This is a genomic window from Micromonospora sp. NPDC004540 (assembly GCF_040610095.1).
Lineage (GTDB): Bacteria > Actinomycetota > Actinomycetes > Mycobacteriales > Micromonosporaceae > Micromonospora.
Window position 1 is genome coordinate 53,212 of record NZ_JBEXLR010000009.1, and the last position, 22,886, is coordinate 76,097.

Sequence of the window (22,886 nt, forward strand, 5' to 3'; positions counted from 1 at the left end):
GATGGCCGACCCCCGATTCCTGGTCGTTCGCAACGACGAGGAGCAGTACTCGATCTGGTCGGCCGACCGGGACCTCCCCGCGGGCTGGCACGACACCGGCTTCGCCGGCACCCGCGAGGAGTGCCTGGCCCACATCGACACGGTCTGGACCGACATGCGTCCCCGCTCCGTCCGCGAGGCCAGTCAGTGAGCGCGAGGAGTGCAGCGAAGCGGAGCCCCGCAGTCGCGAACGGAAGGCGGCAACGATGAGTCAGGAATGGACCTTCCCGGCCTCCTACGCCCAGGAGCGGGTATGGATGGCCAACCAGCTCGACGCCGGCTCGCCGGTGTTCAACGTGTCCATCCCGTGGCGCTTCCCGGCCGGCATCGACGCCGACACGGCCGGCGACGTGGTCAACCGGGTGGTGGCCCGGCACGAGGCACTCCGTACCCACCTGCGGGAAGACGACGGCGCGCTGGCGCAGGTGGTCCGGGCCCACGAGCCGGCCCGGCTGCCCACCACCGACCTGCGCCACCTGCCCGAGGCCGAGCGGCTGGCCGCGTTCGAGGCGATCCGGGCCGAGCTGGCCCGCATCCCGATCCCGCTGGACACCCCGCCGCTGTGGCGGGCCCGGCTGGTCCGCCTCGACGACGCCTGGGCGCTGGTCTTCGTGGTGCATCACGCCGTCTTCGACAGCCACTCGGCGGTGCTGTTCCACGCCGAACTCGCCGCGTTCAGCGCGGCCGCGCAGACCGGCGCCGAGCCCGCCGTGGCCGAGCTGCCGATTCAGTACGCCGACTTCGCGGTCTGGCAGCGCGACCAGCTCGGCGGCGCGGAACTGGACCGGCAGCTCGCCTTCTGGACCGGCCACCTGGCCGGCGCCCCGCCGGTGACCAACCTGCCGCTGGACCGGCCCCGCCCCACCCAGCTCGGCTTCGCCGGCGACGAGGTGCGCTTCGACCTGCCCGACGGCCTGCTCGACCGGGTCGGCCGGCTGGCCGCCGGCGCGACGGCCACGCCGTACATGGTGCTGCTGGCGGGCTTCGCGGCGCTGCTGTCGCGGATCTCCGGCGACACCGACGTGGTGGTCGGCGTCTCCACGGCGGGCCGGGACACTCCCGAGCTGGCCCCGCTCATCGGCATGTTCGTCAACCCGGTGGCGCTGCGCTGCGACGTCTCCGGCGACCCGGCCTTCGCCGCGCTGCTCGGCCGGGTCCGGGACGGCCTGGTCGACGCCATGGAGTACGGGCAGACCCCGTTCCAGAAGATCGTCGAGGCGGTCGACCCGCAGCGCGACCCGTCGGTGCAGCCGATCTTCCAGACCGCGCTGAACTACATCCCGGACTCCGGCCTCGACCCGGTCGAGCTGGGCACCACGAAGGACGACCTGGCCTTCGACATCACCGCCGGGGAGTGCCGCCTGGTCTACCGGACCGCGCTGTTCGACCGGGCCACCGCCGAGACGGTGGTGCGGCGGTACGTCCGGCTGCTCACCGCCGCCGTGGCCGACCCGGAGCGCACCGTCGCCGCGCTGCCGCTGCTCACCGACGCCGAGCGCGACCTGGTGCTGGGCGCCTGGAACGACACCGCGCGCGAGGTGCCGCCGGCCACCGTGGTCGACGAGGTGCAGCGGCGGGCCGCTGCCACCCCGGACGCCACGGCCCTGGTCTGCGACGGCGTGCCGCTGACGTACGCCGAGCTGAACACCGCCGCGAACCGGCTGGCCCGGCTGCTGGTGGCCCGCGGCGCCGGCCCGGAGACCCGGGTCGCGCTCGCCCTGCCCCGCTCCTGCGAGCTGGTGGTGGCGATGCTCGCCGTGCTGAAGTCCGGCGCCGCGTACGTGCCGGTGGACACCGGCTATCCGGCCGGGCGGATCGCCTACCTGCTGGAGGACGCCGCGCCGGCCCTGGTGGTGGCCACCCCGGACACCGCCGCCCTGGTGCCCGGCGACGCGCTGGTGCTCGACGGGGAACTCGGCGCGGACCAGCCCGACGGCGACCTGACCGACGCCGACCGGCGGAGCCCGCTGCGCCCCGAGCACCCGGCGTACGTGCTCTACACCTCCGGGTCCACCGGCCGGCCCAAGGGCGTGGTGGTGGAGCACCGGGCGGTGACCGCCTACCTGGCCTGGGCCCGGGACACCTATCCGGGACTGACCGGCACCGCGCTGCTGCACTCGCCGGTCTCCTTCGACCTCACCGTCACCGGCCTGCTCGGCACGCTCACCGCCGGCGGCACGGTCCGGCTCGCCGCGATCGACGACGCCGCCGCCCGGGCCGGTGGCCGGCCGGCCTTCCTCAAGGTCACCCCGAGCCACCTGTCGCTGCTCGACGGCGAACTGTCGCCCACCGCCGACCTGGTGATCGGCGGCGAGGCGCTCACCGGCGAGCAGCTCGCCGGTTGGCGGGCCGCCCACCCCGACGTGGCGGTGGTCAACGAGTACGGCCCGACCGAGGCCACCGTGGGCTGCGTGGCGGCCCGGATCGCCCCGGGCGAGCCGGTCGGGCCCGGCCCGGTGCCGATCGGCACGCCCACCTGGAACACCCGGGCGCTGCTGCTCGACGCCGCCCTCCAGCCGGTGCCGCCGGGCGTGGTCGGCGAGCTGTACGTGACCGGCGCGCAGCTCGCCCGCGGCTACCACCGCCGCCCCGGCCTCACCGCCGAGCGCTTCCTGCCCTGCCCCTACGGCCCGCCCGGGGCCCGGATGTACGCCACCGGCGACCTGGCCCGCTGGCGGCCCGACGGCACGCTGGACTACCTGGGCCGCCGGGACGACCAGGTCAAGGTGCGCGGCATGCGGATCGAGCTGGGTGAGGTCGAGGCCGCGCTGCTGGCCCACCCGGACGTCCGGGCGGCCGCCGCGGCGGTGCGCACCGACGGCGGCGAGCCGACCCTGGTCGGCTACCTGGTCGGCCCCGCCCACGAGGACTCGGTCCGCGCCGAACTGGCCCGGGAACTGCCCGCGCACCTGGTGCCGGCGGCCCTGGTCCGGCTCGACGCGCTGCCGCTGACGCCGAACGGCAAGCTGGACCGGGCCGCGCTGCCCGCACCGGCCGCCGCCGCTCCCGCCGAGGACGCCTACGTGGCGCCGCGCACCGAGGCCGAGTCCCTGGTCGCCGAGGTGTACGCCGAGATCCTCCAGGTGGAGAAGGTCGGCGCCCTGGACGACTTCTTCACCCTCGGCGGCAACTCGCTGCGCGGCATGCGGGCCATGGCCCGGATCCGCGCCGAGGTGGACGTCGACCTGCCCATGCGGGCGCTGTTCAGCAGCCCCGTGGTGGCGGACCTGGCCGCCCAGATCGAGCAGCGGATCGCCGCGGAACTCGACGGGCTCTCCGACAGCGAGGTCGCCGCGCTGCTCGCGGCGGAAGAGGAAAGCAGCTGATGACCGACCTGAAGGATCCGGCCCGCGAGGCGGCCCGGCAGGCGCTGATCGCCAAGCGGTTGCGCGCCCGCCAGGCCGCCCCCGCGGCCCGGATCACCCCCCGGCCCGCCGGCGCCGAGGTGCCGCTGTCGTACGCCCAGGAACGGGTCTGGTTCATGGACCAGCTCGCTCCGGGCGAGGCGGCGTACCACATCGCGGTGCCGCTGCGGGTGCGCGGCCCGCTCGACGTCGAGGCGCTGCGCGGGGCCCTGGCCGCGCTCGGCGCCCGGCACGAGTCGCAGCGCACCCGCTTTCCGGCCGACGCGGACGGCCGCCCCACCGTGGTGGTGGAGGAGTCCGTCGAGGTGCCGCTGACCATCGTGGACGCGCCGGACGAGGCGAGCGCGCAGGCGCTCGTGGACGCGGCCGCCGCCGAACCGTTCGACCTGGCCGACGGGCCGCTGCTGCGTGCCCTGCTGATCCGGCTGGCTAACGACGATAATCCGGCCTCCGCGCCGCAAGACGGCACTCCGGACCGGATGAGCGTCGCCGACGACCACGTGCTCTTCCTCGGTCAGCACCACATCGTCGGCGACGGCTGGTCGGTGGACGTGCTGCTGCGCGACCTGATCACCCTCTACCGGGGCGGCGAGCCGCCCGCCCTGCCGATCCAGTACGGCGACTTCGCCGTCTGGGAGGCCGAGGAGCTGGACGGCCCGCAGGCCCGAGCGCACGTCGACTACTGGAAGCAGCGCCTCGCCGGCATCACCCCGCTGGAACTGCCGCTGGACCGGCCCCGCCCGGCCACCCAGACCTACCGGGGCGACTTCGTCGAGTTCCAGCTCGACCCGGCGGCCACCGAGGCGCTCAACGCGCTCACCCGGGCGAGCGGCGGCACGCTGTTCATGACGCTGCTCGCCGCCTACCAGGTGCTGCTGGCCCGGCACGCCGGCCAGGACGACTTCGCGGTCGGCGCCTCGGTGGCCGGCCGGTCCGCGCCCGAGCTGGAGAACGTCGTCGGCATGTTCATCAACATGCTGCCGCTCCGCGCCGAGCTGGCCGGCGACCCCACCTTCGCGGAGCTGCTGGCGCGCACCCGGCGCAGCGTGCTCGACGGTTTCGAGCACGCCGAGGTGCCGTTCGCCAAGGTGGTGCACGAGCTGGGGCTGCCCCGCGACGTGAGCCGCTCCCCGGTGTTCCAGACCATGTTCGTGCTCCAGAACTACGAGATGGGCCGGTTCCGCGGGGTGTCCCGCAGCGACGAGGTCAGCTTCGAGTGGACCCCCATGGAGCTGCGGGCCACCCGGTTCGACTTCGAGCTGCACGCGGTGGAGACCGTCGACGGGCTCTGGGGCAAGCTGGTCTTCAACACCGACCTGTTCACCCGGGACACCGTCGAGCGGATGGCCCGGCGATGGACCACCCTGCTGGCCGCGATCGTCGCCGCGCCGGACACCCCGGTCTCCCGGCTGGAGCTGCTCCCCGCCGACGAGCGGTCACTGCTGGCCGGCTGGAACGACACGGCCGCCGACTTCCCGCGCACCCAGACCCTGCACGGCCCGATCGAGGAGCGCGCCGCCGCCACCCCGGACGCCGTCGCCGTCACCATCGAGGGACGCAGCCTCACCTACGCCGAGCTGAACGCCGCGGCCAGCCGGATCGCGCACCGGCTGCGCGTCGCCGGCGTCGGCCCGGAGACCCTGGTCGGGGTCTGCGCGGAACGCTCCGTCGAGCTGGTCGCCGGCCTGCTCGGCGTGCTCAAGGCCGGCGGCGCCTACCTGCCGCTGGACCCGGAGTACCCGGCGGACCGGCTCGCCTTCATGGTCACCGACGCCGACGCGCCCGTGGTGCTCGTCCAGGAGCACCTGCGCGACGTGCTGCCGGCCACCGCCGCCACCGTGCTCGCCCTCGACGACGCCACGGTCTGGGCCGACCAGCCGAGCACCGACCCGGAGCCCACCGCTGGCCCCGAGCACCTGGCGTACGTCATCTACACCTCCGGATCGACCGGCCGTCCCAAGGGCGTGCCGAACACCCACCGGGGCATCGTGAACCGGCTCGACTGGATGCAGAAGACGTACGGCCTCGGCGCCGACGACGCGGTGCTCCAGAAGACCCCGGCCAGCTTCGACGTCTCGGTCTGGGAGTTCTTCTGGCCGCTGCGCACCGGCGCCCGGCTGGTGCTCGCCAGACCCGGCGGCCACAAGGACGCCGGCTACCTGCGTGACCTGCTGGTCGCCGAGGGGATCACCACCGCCCACTTCGTACCGTCGATGCTGACCGTCTTCCTCGCCGAGGACGGCATCGCGGCGGCCACGGCGCTGCGCCGGGTGATCTGCTCCGGCGAGGAGCTGCCGCTGGCCTCCGCGCTCGACTTCACCGCCCGGCTGCCCTGGTGCGGCCTGCACAACCTCTACGGCCCGACCGAGGCGGCCATCGACGTCACGGCCTGGCACTGCGACCCGGCCCGGCTGACCGAGGTGACCGGTGTGCCGATCGGCGCGCCCATCGCCAACCTGCGGCTGCACGTGCTCGACCCGGCCGGCGCCGAGTGCCCGGTCGGAGTGGCCGGGGAGCTGCACATCGGCGGCGTCGGGCTGGCCCGCGGCTACCACCGCCGGCCGGCGCTGACCGCGGAGAAGTTCGTCCCCGACCCCTTCTCGGGCGAGCCGGGTGCCCGGCTCTACCGCACCGGTGACCTGGCCCGCTGGGTCGTCGCGCCGGACGGCGCCGGCGTCATCGAGTTCCTCGGCCGGATCGATCACCAGGTCAAGCTGCGCGGCCTGCGCATCGAGCTGGGCGAGATCGAGAGCGCGCTGCGCGAGCAGCCCGGGGTGACCGAGGCCGCGGTGATCGTCCGCGAGGACAGCCCCGGCGACAAGCGGCTCACCGCGTACCTGGTCGGGCCGGCCGAGCACGGGGCGCTGAAGGCCGCGCTCAAGGAGACCCTGCCCGAATACATGGTGCCGGCCGCGTTCGTCACCCTCGACGCGCTGCCCCTGACCCCGAACGGCAAGCTCGACCGCAGGGCGCTGCCCGCGCCGGTGGTCACCCGCGAGGCGTCGGTGGCGCTGGTCGAGCCGCGCGACGACACCGAGCGGGCGCTCGCCGCCATCTGGTCCGAGGTGCTCGGCGTCGACACGCTCGGCATCGACGACGACTTCTTCGACCTGGGCGGGCACTCCATGCTCGCCACCCAGGTGGTCGCGAAGATCCGCAAGGCGGAGCTGGGCGGCCGGGCGGTCGGCGTCATGGACCTGTTCCAGCAGCGGACCATCCGCGAGCTGGCCGCGTTCATCTCCGGCGACGCCGCCGAGGCCGGCCCGCGCCGGCTGCTCTACGAGCTGACGAAGCCGATCCCCGCCGCCCAGCGGGTGCTCACCTACGTCTGCGTCCCGTACGGCGGCGGCAGCGCCATCGTCTACCAGCCGCTCGCGGACGCGCTGCCGGCCGGGCACGCGCTGTGGTCGCTGGCCATCCCCGGCCACGACGTCGGCCTCAGCGAGGACGCGCTGCCCTTCGACGAGCTGACCACCCGGGTGGCCGAGGAGATCCTGGAACGGGTCGAGGGGCCACTGGCCCTTTACGGCCACTGCGGCGTGGGCAGCGCCATCGTCGCCGAGGTGGCCCGCAAGGTCGAGGCGGCCGGGCGGGACCTCGACGCGGTCTACATCGGCGCGATGTTCCCGTTCGCCCGCCCCAAGGGCTTCTTCGCGGCCGCCCGCAACCGCTTGGAGCAGCTGCGCAGCAACAAGCACTACGCGAGCTGGCTCAAGTCGATGGGTGTGGACACCGACGAGCTGGACCCGGAGCAGGCCGACCGGATCATCAGCAACATGCGGGCCGACTCCCGCGCCTCCGAGGAGTACTTCACCCGGCTGCTCGACCAGCGGGCGACGAAGCTGCGCGCCCCGATCATCTCGGTGGTCGGCTCCGAGGACCCGGTCACCGACTACTACCGTGAGCGGTACGCCGAGTGGCAGTTCCTCAGCGACACCCTCGGGCTGGTCGTCCTCGACCAGGCCGGGCACTTCTTCCTCAAGTACCGCGCCGAGGAACTCGCCGAGATCGTCACCCGGGTGCACCCGGCGGTGGTCGCCGGGGACGTGGCGGACCTCGGCCCGCAGGCCCGGGGTGAGGACGCCGGCTGGGCGGTGCTCGACCGGTGCAGCGCCGACGCGGCGGAGCGGCCGGCCGCCGCGACCGTCAAGCCGAGCATGGCCCGCTTCCTGGCGATCACCGTCGGGCAGCTCGTCTCCAGCACCGGGTCGGCGCTGACCGCGTTTGCCCTGCCGATCTGGCTGTTCAACCGCACCGGGTCGGTGGCCGACCTCGGCCTGCTCTGGGCGCTCGCGCTGATCTGCGGCGTGTTCATGCTCCCGGTGGCCGGGGCCATCGTGGACCGGGTCAGCCGGCGCCGGATCATGATGCTGGCCAGCTCCGCGGCCGGGTCCGTCCAGCTGGTCCTGGCCGCCCTGCTGTGGACCGACAACCTGGTGCTCTGGCACATCTACCTGCTGGTCGCGCTCAGCTCGGTGGCCGGGTCGTTCCAGCGGATCGCGTTCCAGTCGGCGGTGCCGCAGCTCGTGCCGAAGCGCTACCTCGGCCACGCCATGGGCATCACCCAGCTCTCCACCGGCGTGGCCACCCTGCTCATGCCGGTCTTCGCGGCCGGCCTGCTGGCGGCCATCGAGTTGAAGGGCATCCTGCTCATCGACGTGGCCAGCTACGTCGTCGCGGTGCTCACCCTGGCCGTGGTCCGCTTCCCCGACCTGCTCGGCTGGCGGCCCCGGGAGCGGCTGCTGGTGGCCATCGCCAACGGCCTGCGCTACTCCTGGCAGCACCGCGGTTTCCGGCTGATGCTCGGCTACTTCGCGCTGGGCAACATCTTCCTCGCCCCCGCGCTGGTGCTCGCCACCCCGCTGGTGCTCGCCTTCGGCAGCCCGACCCAGGTGGCCCAGGTGGCCCTCGCCGAGGCGGTCGGCGCGGTGGCCGGCGGCGTGCTCATGTCGCTGTGGGGTGGGCCGCGCCGGCGGCGGATGATCGGCGTGCTCATCGGCAACCTGGGCACCGCGATCGGCTGCGTGCTGATCGGCCTGGACGCCTCGCTGGCGATGATCTGTGTGGGCATGTGCTGGCTGGCCATGGCGATGACCACCGCGCAGTCGATCTACGCGACCATCGTCCAGGTCAAGGTGCCCCAGCGCTTCCACGGCCGGGTGTTCAGCCTCAACCAGACCATCGCCTGGTCCACCCTGCCCATCGGGTTCGCGCTGCTCGCGCCGGGCGCCACCGCCCTGTTCGAGCCGATGCTCGCCCCGGGCGGGGCGCTGGCCGGGTCGGTGGGCGCGGTGATCGGCACCGGTCCGGGCCGCGGCATCGGCTTCGCGTACGTCTGCTTCGGGGTGATCCTCATCCTGATCACCCTCGGCGGCTTCGCGATCCGCCTGCTGCGCCGCTTCGACCTGGAGGTCGAGGACTCCCTGCCCGACGACCTGATCGGCGCGCAGGAGCGGGAGCGGCGGCTCGCCGCCAAGCGCGACGCGGCCGTCGAGCGGGAGACGATGGCCGTCTAGGCCGACGGGGGCCTCCGGCCGCGACCGGAGGCCCCCGCGCTCACCACTGCTCCGGCGGGTCGGCCACCTCGTCCTCGGGCAGCTCCGCGGGCTCGGCGACCCAGGCCGAGTAGACCGGCAGCCCGTGCCACGGCCCGCCCGCCTCGTCGGTGGCCACCGCCACCACCGCGTACGGGTGCCCGAACCGCAGCTCCGCGAGCCGGGCGATGCCCTCCGGCGGCAGCCCGGCCGCCACCCCGAACGCGGTCACCGCGGCGGCCTCGAAGCCGTACCGCCCGAACCGCGCCACCGCCGACTGCACCGCCTCGAACGGCGGCTCCGCCAGCCCGAGCAGCGCGCCCAGCGCCCGGGCGGCCCCGTCGAAGCCGAACCCGGCCGGGGTCAGGTCGTGCCGGCTCTCCGCCGACCAGCAGGGCAGCACGGCCGAGGCGTGCTCCACCCGGCCGTCGGCGGCGAACGTCCGCGTCGGCTCCTCCCGCAGCGTCCACAGCGGCGTCTCGCCGAGCGGCAGGTCGAACAGGGACCGCCGGCCCGGCTCGACCCCGTCCGGGGCGGTGGCGGCCGCCGCGGCCAGCTCCTGGGCGGCGGCCAGCACGTCCGCCGCGGGCACGTCCGGCGCGGCGGCCACCGACACCACCAGCAGGCCGGCCCCGTCCTCCGCCGGCCGGGCCGGCGCGGCGTGCACCGCCACGTCGCCGGCCCGCTCGGTGGCCGCCACCCAGCAGCGGTGCCCCCACGGCGGCGTCCGCAGCACTCGTTGCAGCCGGCCCGCCCACGCGCTGCCGGCCCCCAGCTCGGCGGCCGGCGCCACCTGGAACGGGTCCGCCCACGACACCCGGGTGGCCAGCGCGCTGGCCAGGATGAGCAGGGTGTCCGGCGCGACGGCGAGCGGGAACCGCTCGATCAGGCCGCCGGTGCGCTCCCGGGCCCAGGCGTCGAGCGTCGCCTGGTCGGGCAGCGGGCCGCGTTCGGTGCGGTCCGGCAGGCCGGCCCGCCAGGCGGCCAGCTCCTCGAACGGGGTCCGCTCCCACAGGGCGGTGGCCGCGGCGACCAGCGGGTGCGGTTCGGCGAGCAGCGCGCGGGCCGCCGCGGCGGCGTCGTCCGCGTCGGTGCCGAGCGCCTCGGTGAGGGTGGCCCGGGCCTCGCCGGTGGCCGCGGGGCCGGTCAGCGCGAGCAGCAGCCAGGCGCCCAGCGGCGAGGCGACGTGGTGGGCGTCGCCGGCGGCGCGGTGCAGCCGCTCGGCGTAGTGGGCCAGGGGTGCGTGGAGAGGGTTCACCGCTCCACTGTGCCGGTCGGCGCCGCGTCCGGCACGCCGGTCAGGACCACAACTCGAACGGCTCGTCGATCTCCGCGCCGGCCAGGAACGCCGGCAGCAGCTCCGGCAGCCGCCCCGGGTAGCAGCGCGGCCGGTCGGCGACCACCTCGGCCACCGGCCACCAGCGGAACCCGAAGTAGTCCTCCACCTCGTAGTCCAGCCGGTCCGCCTCGTCCACGTCCGGCCCCGGCCCGGGCAGCCGTACCGTCACCACGAGCTCGTCCTGGAGGTGCCGCCGCTGCCGGTGCCGGAAGCTGGCCCGCCGCCGCCAGGTCGGCGCGCCCACCTGGGCCGGCGCGACCACGATGCCGGCCTCCTCGCGCAGCTCCCGCACGGCCGCCTCCAGGTAGGTCTCCCCGGGGTCGAGCCCGCCGCCGGGCAGCTCCCACCAGGTGCCCAGCACGGGATGGTCGGGGTCGCGGGTATGGAACAGCAGCACCCGGTCGGCGGCGTCCAGCACCACGAGCCGGACCGCCTCCCGCTCGAACAACGGCAGGTCGTCGGGCAGCTCCGGGTCCACGGCTCTCCCTTCGTCGGGCGGCGGTGACCGGCCTGGCCTGCGATGATGACGACCATGTCGCAGCTGTTCGGCGAGGTGGCCGGCGCCTACCACGAGGTCCGTCCAGGCTATCCGGCCGAGATCGTCGCGGCGATCCGCGCCCACCACGGCGGGACGCCCGACCTCCTGGTCGAGGTGGGCGCCGGCACCGGCCTGGCCACCGCCACCCTGCTCGGCCTCGGCGCGCCGACGACCTGCGTCGAGCCGGACCCCCGGATGGCCCGGGTGCTGGCCGAGCGCTTCCCCCAGGTCGAGGTGGTGACGGCGGCCTTCGAGGAGTGGACCCCGCCGCCCCGCGGCGTGCCGGTGCTGGCCTGCGCCATGGCCTGGCACTGGCTCGACCCGGCCACCCGCAACCGCCGAGCGCACGACGCGCTCCGCCCCGGCGGCACCCTCGCCGTCTTCGGCCACCGCTACGACTACGTCGACCCGGGGCAGCGGGCCGCCATCCGGGCGGCGTTCGAGTCGGCCGACCCGCAACCGCAGAACGACCGCCCCGACGACTGGTTCCACGCCGACATCGCCCGCAGCGGCCTCTTCACCGATGTCCGGGCGCCGGTCTTCCGCCGGGACCTGCCGCTGGACACCGCGGCCTACCTGCGGCTGGTCGGCACCTTCTCGCCGCAGCTGCGCCGCCCGCCGGCGCTGCGCGAGCGGGTGCTCGCCGCGGTCGGCGCGGCGATCGACGGGTTCGGCGGCACCGTCGTCCTCGACCTGCGCACCACGCTCGTCCTGGCCCGCCGGCCCGCCTGACCCGGCCGGCACCAGCCGGTGCCGGCGCGACCGTCAGACGGCTTCGCTACCGGCCGGGGCCGCGGAGGCGGGCGCGTGGACCCGACGGCCGAAGGTGACGGCTTCGCGGACGAGCCGGGGCGCCTTCTCGGCGAGCTGCGGGTCCGGGCCTGCTCCCAGGGCGTCGTTGACGGTCGAGAACGCCAGCCGGAACGCGATCCAGGTCGTCGCCTCGAAGATCTCCTGGTCGTCGAGACCCGCGTCGCGGAGGCGCTGCACGTCGGCGTCGGTCGTGGCATTCGGATCCCGGACGACCTGACGGGACCAGGCGGCCAGCGCGTTCTCCCGCTCGGACAGGTCGGCGTCGGCGCCCCGCAGCACGCGTGCGGCGGTCGCCTCGTCACTGAGCTCGGCCAGCCGGGCGCCCCAGGCCAGCGCGCAGTAGGCGTCGTCGCGGGCAGCGGCGGTGGCGGCCACCATCACGGCCACCTCCCTCGGCGACAGGCCCGAACCGGCCAGGAGGTCGGCACGCACGGCCTGGAAGGACGCCAACACGTCGGGACGCCAGCACCAGACCCGGGTGAGGTTGTTGACGTAGCCGTCGGAGGTGACATCGCCCTCGTAGGCGGCGGTCACCGCCGGGCTCTGCGGCGGATCGGCGAGGAAGGCGGCCGGAGGGTTCATAGGGGGCAGTGTGCGGCACGCGGCGAGCGCCCAGAGACCGATCAACGACAGCTCGGGAGTCACGTTTCTTCCCCCGCCGTCGCCGGCTCGGCCCGACGTCGTCCGAGCGTCACCCTTCGGGGTCGTGCAGTGACGTCGGGGACAGCAGCGGCTGGAGCAGGGCGTCGTCGACGATCCCCGGTGACCGCCGGGCCACTCCCGCGAGGAGGTCGGCCACCTGGACCCGGGGATCGTCGCGGGAGTCGACCATCACGAGCCCGGCCAGGGGCGACACCCCGGCCGGCAACGCGCCGGCCGAATCGGCGTCCGCCGCCGCCGACCCCTCGTCGGCCAGCGCCCGCTGAAGACGGGTCAACCGGTCGGCCGTGAGGGCGCTCTGCTCGTCGTGGGTCACCAGTACCCGCCGCTGGCCGCCGCTCCAGGACAGGATCGTTTCCGCCAGCGCCGGCAGCATCGGTTCCAGCGGTGGGGGGATCGACCGGTCCTCGTTGTCGAGCCGGGTCACCACGGCCCAGACGTGGGTCGGGTCGAGCGCGGTGAGGACGGCAGCGGCCGGTGTGCCGAGGCCGGTGCCCAGCAGCGCGTCCCGGGCTGCGAAGAACCGCTGCACGGCCCGGGGATCCGGCTGCCGCCGTTTGGTCCGGACCAGGTCGACGAAGGCCCCGAGGAAGACACCCCACTCGCTGCCGGCCGAGCGGCCGGCCCGGTACAGGGCGAGAGCGGGCGGACGCTGATCCTGCGTCAGCCGGGTGCCGGCCGCGTACACCGGCTTGAACAGCAGCAGGTCGACGACCCGGGTGACGAGGAAGAACTCCTTGTCGACCAGGTGCACGGACGCGCGGCCGGTCAGCGCACCGAGGAACCACTCCCTTGCCTCGGCCGCGCCCGGGCCGCGGAGGAACTGCGCGGACTTCAACTCGTGGGGCGAGAACCGGAACCCGGCTCGCAGCGCGGTGATGAGCCCGATGGCCTCGTCCACGCTGAGGTCGACACTCGCGTGCGTGATGACCGGGCTGGCCGACCGGAGCAGGTTGGTGCCCGAGAACCCGGACTCGTCGCAGGCGATCTCGACGACGGCGCCGGCCACCGCGCCGATCGGCGGGAGCCCGCCCTGAAGCGGCGTCCTCACACCCGATCTCCCGCCATGCCGACCATGGTCGGCCGTGCGCCACCATCGAACAACCCCATTTGTGCGCGCCTCAGTCCGGATGGGCGTCGATCACCTCGGCCGCCTCGACGGGCAGCGAGTACGGCCGCTCGACCGGCAGCAGCGCGGCCGCGCCGGCCTCGTCGCCGGCGATGAGGCGGGCGTGCACCGCCCGGGCCAGCAGCGTGACGTCGGTGAGGCCCACCAGCCATTCGTCGACGTAGCGGTGCACCGCCTCGCCGGCCAGCCCCACCTGCACCGACCGGTACGGCAGCGGGGCGAGCCGCAGCGAGCGTTCCGGGTCCCACTGCACCCGCACCGGGCTGGTGCGCAACTGCCGCCGCCAGCTCTCCCGGTCCGGGTGCCGCCGCGGGTCGTAGCCGCTGAGGCAGGCGTGCGCGAGCGCCCACTCGAAGCCGGCCCGGGTGATCTCGACCGCGAGCACCCGTTCCTGGCCGGGCTTGAGGGTCCAGCCGCAGCGGTACATCATCCACCGGAACGAGGGCTTGATCCAGGTCATCCGCTCCCGCTTGAACGGCGGCACGAACCGGCCGGCGGCCAGCGCCGCGTCGGCGATCTCCGGCCGGTACGCCTGGTAGACGGTGATGGTGTCGGCGGTGAAGGCGGCCCGGATCTGATGGCGGGGAACGGTCACCGGGGCATCGTCGCGGAACGCCGGCCGGCGCGGCCACCGGATTCCCCGTCTCCGCCGCCGCGCGCCCGTCCCGAAGCGGAAGATAGGCTGCCCGCCGTGGCAGGTCTGTTGAGGAACGTGGCGTCCCGGCTCGGCCGGATCGCCGGGGGCGCCGCCGCGCCCACCCGTACCGCCGGGCCGATCCCGGCCCAGCCCGCCCGGCGCCGCCAGGTGGCCGCGTTGCAGCGGCGCGAGCTGGCGTACGCGCCGGAGCTGGACGGGCAGGCGGACCCGGGGGAGATCGTCTGGACCTGGGTGCCCTACGAGGACGACCCCCGCCAGGGCAAGGACCGGCCGGTGCTGGTGGTCGGCCGGCAGAGCCGCACGCTGTTCGGGCTGATGCTGTCCAGCCAGAGCGACCGGAACGGCCAGCGGCACTGGCTGGCGCTGGGCCCGGGGGAGTGGGACCGCGACCAGCGGCCGAGCTGGGTCCGCCTGGACCGGGTGCTCACCATGCGCGAGGACAGCATCCGCCGGGAGGGTGCGGTGCTGGACCGGCGCCGGTTCGACCGGGTGGGCCAGGCGCTGCGCACGGGCTACGGCTGGCGCTGACCGGGCGCCGGGTGGACCACCCGCTCGCGGCCCGGCTCAGCACTCGGCGACGAGTTGGCGGGCCGCGCGGGCGGCGCCGACCGTCTTCGCCTGGTACATCGCCGCGTCGGCCCGGCGCAGCGCGTCGGTGAGCTGGGTCGGGCCGTGCACCGGAGCGAGCCCGACCGAGGCGGTCACCCGCACGCTGCGGGCCCCGAGCGGGATCGGCGCGGCGAGCGCCTCGCAGAGCCGTCGGGTGGCGTGCTCGATCCAGCGCCGGTCCATCGTCGGGCTGACCAGCAGGCCGGCGAACTCGTCGCCGCCGAGCCGGGCGACCAGGTTGTCCCCGGCGAACGCGGCCAGCCGCTGCGCCACGCTGACCAGCACCTGGTCGCCCGCGGCGTGCCCGTAGCGGTCGTTGACCTGCTTGAAGTCGTCGAGGTCGAGCACGATCGCCACCAGTGGCTTGCCGGCGGCGTCGGTGAGCAGGGTGGCGGCGATCCGGAAGAAGGCCCGCCGGTTGGGCAGCCCGGTGAGCGGGTCGTGGCTGGCCGCGTGCCGTTCGGCCGCCAGTTCGGCCTGGAGCAGCTCGATCTCGGCCTCGGCGCGCAGCGCCCGGCGGCGCAGTTGCCAGGCGGAGACCAGGGCGCCAGCTGCGGAGATGCCGGAGGCGACGGTCATCGGATCCGGCACGCGCCCTCCCTCACCGCAGTCCCCGGCCTCGCCGGACGACGCCGGGCGGGACCTGTTCTCCCTGGTCGCAACCGAGATCCGGGTAACCGAGCGTGAACGTCCGGGTACACCGCACGTGCGATATCATGCTCGCTGTCCATTGCAGATGCAATAGCAGATGCACGTGCATCTCCGTCCTCAGTCGACAGAACCCCGTCGCCACCCACCGCCCCTCGCCGCGGCATCGGCTGGCTCTTTTCCGCGAAGGACGCCCCATGCAGCACCCCTCGAACGGCGTACCCACCACCGAGCTGCCCCCGTTGCGGTGGCTGAAGAGCCGGCGCAGCAACCCGAGTGGGAACTGTGTCGAGCTGGCCGAGCTGCCCGACGGCGGCGGCATCGCGGTGCGCAACTCCCGGCACCCCGAGGGACCGGCGCTCATCTACACGGTCGACGAGATCGCCGCGTTCGTGCTCGGCGCCCGGGACGGCGACTTCGACCACCTGATCGCCCGCTCGCCGTCCCGCTGAGGAGACCGACTCCCTCGTCCGGAGGAGTACACATCACTGTCGGTCCATGGCATGCTTACTCCTCGGCCGGGCTGGGGCGTCCGGTCAGGACAGTCGCATGCGAAGGACGGCCAGGTGACGACGGTGCCCGTCGAGGGAGGCCCGACCAGCGGCCCGACCGTGCTGCGCATGCTGCTCGGGGCGCAGCTGCGCCGGCTCCGGGAGCGCGCCGGGGTGAGCCGGGAGAGCGCCGGCTGGGAGATCCGCTCCTCCGAGTCCAAGATCAGCCGGATGGAGCTGGGCCGGGTCGGCTTCAAGGAACGCGACGTCGCCGACCTGCTCACCCTCTACGGCGTCGCCGCGCCCGACGAACGGGCGGCGCTGCTCAAGCTCGCCCGCGACGCCAACAGCCCCGGCTGGTGGCACCGCTACGGTGACGTGCTGCCCGGTTGGTTCCAGTCCTACCTGGGGCTGGAGGCCGCCGCCGCGTTGATCCGCACCTACGAGGTGCAGTTCGTCCCGGGGCTGCTCCAGACCCCCGCGTACGCCCGTGCGGTGATCCTGCTCGGCCACCGGGGCGCCCCGCCCGCGGAGGTCGACCGGCGGGTGAGCCTGCGGGTGGAGCGCCAGCAACTGCTGCGCCGCAGCGAGCCGCCACAGCTCTGGGCGGTGCTCGACGAGGCCGCCCTGCGCCGGCCCGTCGGCGGCCCCGAGGTGATGCGCGGGCAGTTGGACGCCCTGATCGAGGCGACCGCCGCGCCGCATATCCGGCTCCAGATCGTCCCGTTCGACGCCGGTGGGCACGCGGCGGCCGGCGGCGCCTTCAGCATCCTGCGCTTCGGCGACCAGGACCTGTCGGACATCGTCTACATCGAACAGTTGACGAGCGCGGTCTACCTCGACAAGCGCGACGACCTCGACCACTACGCGGGGGCCATGGAGCGGCTCTGCGGCGAGGCCGCGCCGCCCGAGCGCACCGCCGAGTTGCTGGCCCGCATCCGGGACGAGCTCTACCCGGCCTGACGCCGCGGCTTTCCCGTTGACGACCGCCGCCAGGCGGAGTAGCTTCTGAATCGATACAGCACTGAATCGATCCAGAAGGGCAGACCGGTGAAGCCGACCCTGCAGGACGTCGCGGACGCGGTGGGCGTCTCCCGCAGCACCGTCTCCAACGCCTACAGCCGGCCGGACCAGCTCTCCGCCGCGCTCCGGGCGAAGATCCTCGACGCCGCGCGCCGCCTCGGCTACCCGGGCCCCGACCCGACCGCCCGTTCGCTGCGCCGGGGCTTCGTCGGCGCGATCGGCGTCCTGTTCACCTCCGAGCTCTCCTACGCGTTCACCGACCCGTTCGCGGTGCGCTTCCTCGCCGGCGTCGGCCAGGTCGCCGAGCGGCACGGCACCAGCCTGCTGCTGGTGCCGCTGCCCGCCGACCGCGACCGGGCCCGGGCCGCCGTCGACAACGCCGCGGTCGACGGCTTCTGCGTCTACTGCGTCGGCGACGAGGAGCACGTGCTCGGGGCGATCCGGGACCGGGGGCTGCCCCTCGTCACCACCGCCCCGCGCCCCGACGCCGGCCCGGCGGACCGCTTCGTCGGCATCGACGAGCGGGCCGCCGCCCGGTCCGTCGCCGCCCATGTCGCCGGCCTCGGGCATCGGCGGGTGGCCCTGCTCGCTGACACCGTGCTGCCCGCGCCGCCCGGCCCGCTGCGGCTGGCCGATCCGGGCGATGCCCCCCACCCCACGACCCGCGGCCGGCTCACCGGCTTCGCCGACGCGTTCGCCGCGGTCGGCGTCGACTGGCCGGCGATCACCGTGCTCAACGCCACCGGCAACAGCCGGGCCGCCGGCGCCGCCGCCGTCGCCCCGGTGCTGTCCGGCGACGACCCGCCCACGGCCGTTCTGGCCTGCTCCGACGTGCTGGCGCTCGGTGTGCTCGACGCGGCCGGTCCGCGCCGCGGCCTCTCGGTCAGCGGCTTCGACGACGTCGCCGAGGCCGCCGACGCGGGGCTGACCACCGTCCGGCAGCCGGCCGAGGAGAAGGGCCGGCTCGCCGCCGCGCTGCTGCTGGAGCCGCCGGCCGACCCGGCCGACGGCCACCTCCTGCTCCCCACCGACCTCGTCGTCCGGACCTCCACCGGGCCCGTCCCCAGGAGTTGACCATGGAACACTCGACCGGTTTCGTCCTCGCCGTCGACGCCGTGACCCGGCACGTGAACTCGGCCCGCCCCGACGCCCCGGTCCGCCCGGACCGGCCCCGGCCGCCCCGGTTGGCGCCCACGCGGCTGGCCGCCGCGGGGGCCCTGCGCCGGCTCGCCGACCGGATGGAGCCCCGCCCCGCCGCGCTGCCCACCTGCCAGTCCTGACCACGGTCGGCGGACCGTCCGGGTGGCCGGCGCCACCCGGACGGCATCCCGTTCGGCCCGGAACCGCCCGACCGGCGCGGAACCGGGCACCGGGTTGGGCGGTGCCCCTGCCGCCAGGCACACTGGACCACCATGTCGCCGTTCACGCCCTCGCTCCGGCTGCACGATCGGTATGTCCTGCGCGAGCGCATCGGGCTCGGCGGGATGTCCGAGGTGTGGCGCGCCGACGACGAGGTCCTGCACCGCCCCGTCGCGGTCAAGGCCCTCGCCACCCAGCTCGCCGCCGACCCGCAGCTGCGCGCCACCATCCAGCGCGAGGCCCGCGCGGCGGCGCGGCTCACCCACCCGCACGTGACCCAGGTGTACGACTACGGCGAGGCCACCCTCCCCGACGGCGCGGTGGTGCCCTACCTGGTGATGGAGCTGGTGGAGGGGCGCACCCTCGCCGACCGGCTGACCGGCGGGCCGCTCGCCTGGCCGGAGGCGGTCCAGCTGGCCGGGCAGATCGCCGCCGCCCTCGCCGCCGCGCACCGGATCGGCGTGGTGCACCGCGACATCAAGCCCGGCAACGTGATGCTCACCGAGACCGGGGCGAAGGTGCTGGACTTCGGCATAGCCACCCTGGCGGGGCCGCGCCACCCGCTCGCCGGGCAGACCGGCGAGCTGCTCATGGGCACCCCGGCCTACTTCGCCCCGGAGCGGATGACCCCCGGCCCGGCGAACCCGGCGAGCGACGTGTACGCCCTCGGCGCCCTGCTCTACCGCACCCTCACCGGGCACGCCCCGCTGCCCGTGCAGACCTGGGACGACGTGCTCGACGTGCGGGAACACCGGCCCCCGGTGCCGCCGCTGCGCATCCCCGGACTGCCCGCCGACATCGCCGAACTCACCCTGGCCTGCCTGGCCGTGGACCCGGCGCGGCGGCCTACGGCCGCCCAGCTCGCCACCCGGCTCGGCGCCGGCCGACCGGCCGACCCGCCGACCGCGATCCTGCCCACGGTGTCCCGGCCGGAGCATCCGCCGACGCTGATCGAGCGGGCCCCCCGCCCGGTCCCGCCGCCGCCCGCGCGGCCGGCCGCCCGGTCCAACCGGCTCATCGGGGCGCTGGTCGCCGCCGGGGTGGTGCTGCTGCTCGCCCTGGTCGGCACGCTGCTGCTCGATGACAACAACAACCCGGCCGGCACCGGGCCGGTCGCCGGCCCGTCCACCGGCACGACCCCGGCCGAGGAGCCGGCCCCGTCGACGCCGTCCGCGCCGGCCACCTCGGGGCCGGCCAGCTCGGCGCCGGTCACCCTGCGCGAGCTCGCCGCGCAGTTCGCCGACGTGGTCGACCAGGCCGTGGCGGAGGGCCGGATCGACCGGAAGACCGCGAACGACCTGCGCGAGAAGGCCGCCGAGCTGGACCGGGGCAAGCCCCGGGACCGCGCCAAGCGGGTCGACGACCTGCGCGAGCGGATCGACGACCTGGCCGAGGACGGCAAGCTCGACGAGACCACGGCCGGTGCCCTCCAGAACCTGCTTGACGCCTACGCGGGGCTGCGCGGGGGCGGCCGGGACGAGGGCTGAGCCGGCTCAGGCCAGCCGCACCGGGTCTCCCGCCAGCACCCGGCCCGCGCGGACCACCTGCGCGTACGCGCCGACGCAGGGCTGCGGCGCCAGGCCGTCCAGTGGCACCACCCGGTTCAGCCGGGCCGGGACGCGCAGCGCCTCCGGGTCGCGGGGGAGCGGACCGTGCGCCAGGGTCGGCACCGCGCAGCGGGGGGTGCGGGCCACCACCCGCAGCACCAGTTCGGCGCCGATCCGCAGCTCCCGACCCGGCCAGTCGTTCTCCTCGAACCCCGCCCCGGCCGTGTCCAGCACCAGGTTCGGCCGGTAGCGCGCCGGGTCCACCACGCCCGACGGCAGCTCCACCCCGATCCGGCGCAGCGTCGCGGTGGTCAGCAGGTGCACCGGGGCGAAGTCGACGAAGCCACCCGGCGGGGCGGCCGCACCGAGCCGCCCCTCGTCCACCGGCACCGGCACAGCCACCCCCGCGCCGAGCACCTCCTCCGGGCGGGACCGTTCGAGCACCGCGTCCGGCGGCGGGGTGTCGACCAGCGTGACCGCCGCGCCGAGCAGCTCGGAGAGCACCTCGTCCACCCGCTCGTCGCCGGCCGCGACGCGGCGGCCGTCGGGCAGCGCGATCCGCACCGCGCCGTCGCCGCCGGTGGCCCGCAGCGTGGTCAACGCCCGCCACCGGTACGGGTTCTTCGCGCTCGCCACCCGCCCGGTCTCCCGGTGCAGCAGTGCCAGCCGCCGGTCCCCGGCCAGCCCCGCCTCGTCCACGGCGACCTCGTCCAGCTCCTCGCCCAGCAGCGACTTCACCGGGTAGCGCCGGATGCCCAGGACCCGCCCGATCATCGGCCGCCACCCGCCCGTGCCGTCGCCTCGACCAGGGCGGCCGCCTCGGGCAGCCGGGCGGTCTCGAGCGGCCCCAGTCCGCGCCGCCGCGCAACGGCCTCCGCCACCGGCGCCAGCGGCCCCGCCTCGGCCACGTACGCCGACAGCAGCTCGCCCGCCGCCGCCCGCAGCGCAAGGTAGGGGTCCACCGCGGCCTCCGCGATGATCAGCGCGGTCATCGCCCGGTCCAGTGCCGGCGGCCCCTCGGTGGCGGTTGCCCAGTCGATGACGACCGGGCCGGCCGGCGTGAGGAGCACGTTCTCCGTGTGCAGGTCGAGGTGCAGGAGCCGGACCGCCGGGTCGGTCGACCGGAGGGCGGGCAGCGCGTGCAGCCGGACGTGCAGGTCGACGAGCAGACGCGCCGCGGCCCGGAGCGTCACCTCGCCCGCGACGAACGCCTCGACCAGGGTCGGGCCGGCAACCCGTTCGAGCACCAGGTCCGGGCCGTCGGCGTGGTGCACCCGGGGAACCGGGTAGCCGGCGGCGTGCAGGTGGCGCATCACCTCGGCCTCGGCGCGCACGTCGCCACCGGACCGGTACCGGCGCAGCACCCGGCCGCCGGCCAGGGCGTACACGTCGGCGGTCCGGCCAGAGGCCAGGGGAGCGGTCGCCACAGGGCTCCTCCTTCCCGGGGCCGGTGACCTTACCGCACCACGGTAGGGGACCGGTCCGACGGCGGGGCGCCCGTCCTCAATGGAGGATCGCCGTGACCATTTCGCCGGTGCCCGTCCCGGCCCGGGCCACCGCCACCCCGGCCGGGGACCAGATCCCCGAACCGCCGGCCGCCCGCGCATAGCCACCGCCGGTCGCCCCGGCAAAACTCGCCACCGCCACCCACACCCCGTGCGCGACGGAGATCCGGAGGGCCCGCTCCTCGGGGACGGCCGCCTCGTCGGCCGACTCCAGCACGCCGGCCAGGTAGGCGTCCGCGCCCCGGGCCACCGTCGCCGCGGCGTGCGCCGGGACGCCGGTGTCCCGGCAGACCGCCAGGCCCAGCCGCCAACCGTCCACCTCGACCACCGCCGGCTCCGGCCCCGGCCGGAAATGCCGCGGCTCCGCGCCACCCAGCCACATCTTCCGGTACGCCACCCGCGCGCCGCCGCCGTCCACCGCGAGGACCGCGATGTGCCGCCCCGCCACCGGCGCGCCCGCCAGCGCCAGGGCGCCGCTGTCGGCGCAGGCCGCGACCAGGGGCGCGAGCCGGGCGTCGGCCGGGTCCAGTGGGGCCGCCGCCAACTCGTACCCGGTGAGCGACAGTTCGGGGAAGACGACCACCCGCGCCCCGGCGGCCCGGACCACGGCGGCGTGCCGCTCGGCGTTTCCGGCGACGTCGTGCGAGCGGCACAGCGGCTGGGCGACGGCAAGGCGCAGCGGCGTACGCATGCCCCGCAGCGTAGTGGGCCGCGGTTTCCGTGGTCGCCCGTCGAGTTGCCTCGTAACGTTGTCGGATGATCGGAAACGCACAGCTCCTCGTCGGCCCCCGGGTGGCGGCTCCCCGCGCCGCGGAGCCGGCCGGCGAAGGACCCGTCGGCTGGGTCACCGGCCTGGTCGAACGGCTCGGCGGCCCGGGCGCCGGCCTCGCGGTGGCCCTGGAGAACCTCTTCCCGCCCATCCCCAGCGAGGTGATCCTGCCGCTGGCCGGGTTCACCGCCAGCCAGGGACGGATGAGCCTGGTCGGGGCGATCGCGTGGACCACCCTCGGGTCGGTGCTGGGCGCGCTGGCCCTCTACTACGTCGGCGCGGCCCTCGGCCGGGACCGGATGCGCGCCCTCGTGGGCCGGCTGCCGCTGGTCAAGCTGGCGGACGTCGACCGCACCGAGGCGTGGTTCCTCCGGCACGGCGTCAAGGCGGTGTTCTTCGGCCGCATGATTCCGATCTTCCGCAGTCTCATCTCCATCCCGGCCGGCGTGGAACGGATGCCCGTACCGGTCTTCCTGCTCTTCACCTCGCTGGGCAGCCTCATCTGGAACAGCGCCTTCGTGCTCGCCGGCTACCTGCTCGGCGAGAACTGGCACGTCGTCGAGGCGTACGTCGGGACGCTGCAGAACGTGGTCATCGTGGCCTGCGTGGGCGCGGTCGGCTGGTTCGTGGTCAGCCGGGTACGCCGGGCGCGCCGCCCCGACCCCGCCCCGGCCGAACCCCCGCGCGGCACCCTCTACCGGGGCGGCTGGTGGGCCCCCGAGGAGCCCGACGACCGCTGACGTGCCCCTGATCCACCCGAGCACGGGAGACGTCGCGTGGTCGGCGCCGAGCGCCTTCGCCGTCTGACGTGAGGAATGTCCGTTTCCCGCCGGCGCTCGGCGGCTGAGTGGAACGCCATG

The 22,886-nt window shown here is 75.3% G+C and carries 20 protein-coding genes; 11 read left to right on the forward strand and 9 right to left on the reverse strand.

The features are described 5' to 3' along the window. Window position 1 precedes the first annotated feature (1 nt). From ABZV78_RS05140 to ABZV78_RS05150, 3 genes are read left to right on the forward strand one after another with little or no spacing between them, the layout of a single operon-like run. On the forward strand, window positions 2–190 hold the full coding sequence (locus ABZV78_RS05140) for an MbtH family protein (RefSeq protein ID WP_355635491.1): 189 nt from the start codon (window positions 2–4) through the stop codon (window positions 188–190). 55 nt (window positions 191–245) lie between these two features. After that, window positions 246–3,365 carry an amino acid adenylation domain-containing protein gene (locus ABZV78_RS05145; protein ID WP_355635492.1) on the forward strand — a complete coding sequence of 1,040 codons (3,120 nt, stop codon included), beginning with the start codon at window positions 246–248 and terminating at the stop codon, window positions 3,363–3,365. Next, on the forward strand, window positions 3,365–8,920 hold the full coding sequence (locus ABZV78_RS05150; RefSeq protein WP_355635493.1) for an amino acid adenylation domain-containing protein: 5,556 nt from the start codon (window positions 3,365–3,367) through the stop codon (window positions 8,918–8,920). Before ABZV78_RS05145 ends, ABZV78_RS05150 begins: the two co-directional genes overlap by 1 nt. 40 nt (window positions 8,921–8,960) lie before the next feature. On the opposite strand, the gene ABZV78_RS05155 is transcribed toward ABZV78_RS05150, so the two are convergent. Beyond that, window positions 8,961–10,196, reverse strand: coding sequence for a hypothetical protein (locus ABZV78_RS05155; protein ID WP_355635494.1), 1,236 nt, complete (start codon window positions 10,194–10,196; stop codon window positions 8,961–8,963). Between the two features lie 40 nt (window positions 10,197–10,236). Continuing rightward, window positions 10,237–10,755: an NUDIX domain-containing protein gene (locus tag ABZV78_RS05160; protein ID WP_355635495.1), complete on the reverse strand. Its 519-nt coding sequence runs from the start codon at window positions 10,753–10,755 to the stop codon at window positions 10,237–10,239. A 54-nt stretch (window positions 10,756–10,809) separates the two neighbouring features. Between ABZV78_RS05160 and ABZV78_RS05165 the strand changes: the two genes are divergently transcribed. Beyond that, entirely contained in the window at window positions 10,810–11,547 is a 738-nt protein-coding gene (locus tag ABZV78_RS05165; RefSeq protein ID WP_355635496.1) for a class I SAM-dependent methyltransferase, read from the forward strand. A gap of 33 nt (window positions 11,548–11,580) precedes the next feature. Here the strand turns inward: ABZV78_RS05165 and ABZV78_RS05170 are convergent, their stop codons facing one another. From ABZV78_RS05170 to ABZV78_RS05180, 3 genes are all read right to left on the reverse strand, one after another. Beyond that, the gene (locus ABZV78_RS05170; protein WP_355635497.1) at window positions 11,581–12,210 is read right to left on the reverse strand and encodes a hypothetical protein; all 630 of its coding nucleotides are present in this window, start codon (window positions 12,208–12,210) and stop codon (window positions 11,581–11,583) included. Window positions 12,211–12,319: 109 nt separating this feature from the next. Then, on the reverse strand, window positions 12,320–13,339 hold the full coding sequence (locus ABZV78_RS05175; protein ID WP_355635498.1) for a hypothetical protein: 1,020 nt from the start codon (window positions 13,337–13,339) through the stop codon (window positions 12,320–12,322). Between the two features lie 70 nt (window positions 13,340–13,409). Further along, on the reverse strand, window positions 13,410–14,012 hold the full coding sequence (locus ABZV78_RS05180) for a DUF4291 domain-containing protein (RefSeq protein WP_355635499.1): 603 nt from the start codon (window positions 14,010–14,012) through the stop codon (window positions 13,410–13,412). A gap of 96 nt (window positions 14,013–14,108) precedes the next feature. Here ABZV78_RS05180 and ABZV78_RS05185 point away from each other — a divergent pair, with 96 nt between their 5' ends. Then, complete coding sequence (locus ABZV78_RS05185; RefSeq protein ID WP_355635500.1) at window positions 14,109–14,603, forward strand: type II toxin-antitoxin system PemK/MazF family toxin; 495 nt, start codon at window positions 14,109–14,111, stop codon at window positions 14,601–14,603. A 36-nt stretch (window positions 14,604–14,639) separates the two neighbouring features. On the opposite strand, the gene ABZV78_RS05190 is transcribed toward ABZV78_RS05185, so the two are convergent. Further along, window positions 14,640–15,275 carry a GGDEF domain-containing protein gene (locus tag ABZV78_RS05190; RefSeq protein WP_355635501.1) on the reverse strand — a complete coding sequence of 212 codons (636 nt, stop codon included), beginning with the start codon at window positions 15,273–15,275 and terminating at the stop codon, window positions 14,640–14,642. Between the two features lie 254 nt (window positions 15,276–15,529). Between ABZV78_RS05190 and ABZV78_RS05195 the strand changes: the two genes are divergently transcribed. The 5 genes from ABZV78_RS05195 (at window position 15,530) to ABZV78_RS05215 (ending at window position 19,692) form a co-directional block, all read left to right on the forward strand. Next, window positions 15,530–15,784, forward strand: coding sequence for a DUF397 domain-containing protein (locus ABZV78_RS05195; protein ID WP_355635502.1), 255 nt, complete (start codon window positions 15,530–15,532; stop codon window positions 15,782–15,784). A gap of 114 nt (window positions 15,785–15,898) precedes the next feature. After that, the gene (locus ABZV78_RS05200; RefSeq protein WP_355635503.1) at window positions 15,899–16,786 is read left to right on the forward strand and encodes a helix-turn-helix transcriptional regulator; all 888 of its coding nucleotides are present in this window, start codon (window positions 15,899–15,901) and stop codon (window positions 16,784–16,786) included. Window positions 16,787–16,873: 87 nt separating this feature from the next. Next, complete coding sequence (locus ABZV78_RS05205; RefSeq protein WP_355635504.1) at window positions 16,874–17,920, forward strand: LacI family DNA-binding transcriptional regulator; 1,047 nt, start codon at window positions 16,874–16,876, stop codon at window positions 17,918–17,920. Window positions 17,921–17,922: 2 nt separating this feature from the next. Continuing rightward, window positions 17,923–18,126, forward strand: a complete 204-nt coding sequence (locus tag ABZV78_RS05210; RefSeq protein WP_355635505.1) for a hypothetical protein — start codon at window positions 17,923–17,925, stop codon at window positions 18,124–18,126. Window positions 18,127–18,258: 132 nt separating this feature from the next. After that, entirely contained in the window at window positions 18,259–19,692 is a 1,434-nt protein-coding gene (locus ABZV78_RS05215) for a protein kinase (RefSeq protein WP_355635506.1), read from the forward strand. A gap of 6 nt (window positions 19,693–19,698) precedes the next feature. Here ABZV78_RS05215 and ABZV78_RS05220 read toward each other — a convergent pair whose 3' ends face one another. The 3 genes from ABZV78_RS05220 to ABZV78_RS05230 all read right to left on the reverse strand — a co-directional run bounded on the left by ABZV78_RS05220 (window position 19,699) and on the right by ABZV78_RS05230 (window position 21,948). Next, on the reverse strand, window positions 19,699–20,526 hold the full coding sequence (locus ABZV78_RS05220; protein ID WP_355635507.1) for an MOSC domain-containing protein: 828 nt from the start codon (window positions 20,524–20,526) through the stop codon (window positions 19,699–19,701). Next, window positions 20,523–21,179, reverse strand: coding sequence for a phosphotransferase (locus ABZV78_RS05225; RefSeq protein ID WP_355635508.1), 657 nt, complete (start codon window positions 21,177–21,179; stop codon window positions 20,523–20,525). Before ABZV78_RS05225 ends, ABZV78_RS05220 begins: the two co-directional genes overlap by 4 nt. 76 nt (window positions 21,180–21,255) lie before the next feature. Next, on the reverse strand, window positions 21,256–21,948 hold the full coding sequence (locus ABZV78_RS05230; protein ID WP_355635509.1) for a nitrilase-related carbon-nitrogen hydrolase: 693 nt from the start codon (window positions 21,946–21,948) through the stop codon (window positions 21,256–21,258). A 65-nt stretch (window positions 21,949–22,013) separates the two neighbouring features. Here ABZV78_RS05230 and ABZV78_RS05235 point away from each other — a divergent pair, with 65 nt between their 5' ends. After that, window positions 22,014–22,766 carry a DedA family protein gene (locus ABZV78_RS05235; RefSeq protein WP_355635510.1) on the forward strand — a complete coding sequence of 251 codons (753 nt, stop codon included), beginning with the start codon at window positions 22,014–22,016 and terminating at the stop codon, window positions 22,764–22,766. The last annotated feature ends 120 nt before the right edge of the window (window positions 22,767–22,886 follow it).

Bases quoted from the DNA above. Each gene is read 5' to 3' on its own strand.
- ABZV78_RS05140 (WP_355635491.1), top strand. From the start codon at position 2: ATGGCCGACCCCCGATTCCTGGTCGTTCGCAACGACGAGGAGCAGTAC.
- ABZV78_RS05145 (WP_355635492.1), top strand. From the start codon at position 246: ATGAGTCAGGAATGGACCTTCCCGGCCTCCTACGCCCAGGAGCGGGTA.
- ABZV78_RS05150 (WP_355635493.1), top strand. From the start codon at position 3,365: ATGACCGACCTGAAGGATCCGGCCCGCGAGGCGGCCCGGCAGGCGCTG.
- ABZV78_RS05165 (WP_355635496.1), top strand. From the start codon at position 10,810: ATGTCGCAGCTGTTCGGCGAGGTGGCCGGCGCCTACCACGAGGTCCGT.
- ABZV78_RS05170 (WP_355635497.1), bottom strand. From the start codon at position 12,210: ATGAACCCTCCGGCCGCCTTCCTCGCCGATCCGCCGCAGAGCCCGGCG.
- ABZV78_RS05195 (WP_355635502.1), top strand. From the start codon at position 15,530: ATGCAGCACCCCTCGAACGGCGTACCCACCACCGAGCTGCCCCCGTTG.
- ABZV78_RS05210 (WP_355635505.1), top strand. From the start codon at position 17,923: ATGGAACACTCGACCGGTTTCGTCCTCGCCGTCGACGCCGTGACCCGG.
- ABZV78_RS05215 (WP_355635506.1), top strand. From the start codon at position 18,259: ATGTCGCCGTTCACGCCCTCGCTCCGGCTGCACGATCGGTATGTCCTG.
- ABZV78_RS05220 (WP_355635507.1), bottom strand. From the start codon at position 20,526: ATGATCGGGCGGGTCCTGGGCATCCGGCGCTACCCGGTGAAGTCGCTG.
- ABZV78_RS05230 (WP_355635509.1), bottom strand. From the start codon at position 21,948: ATGCGTACGCCGCTGCGCCTTGCCGTCGCCCAGCCGCTGTGCCGCTCG.
- ABZV78_RS05235 (WP_355635510.1), top strand. From the start codon at position 22,014: ATGATCGGAAACGCACAGCTCCTCGTCGGCCCCCGGGTGGCGGCTCCC.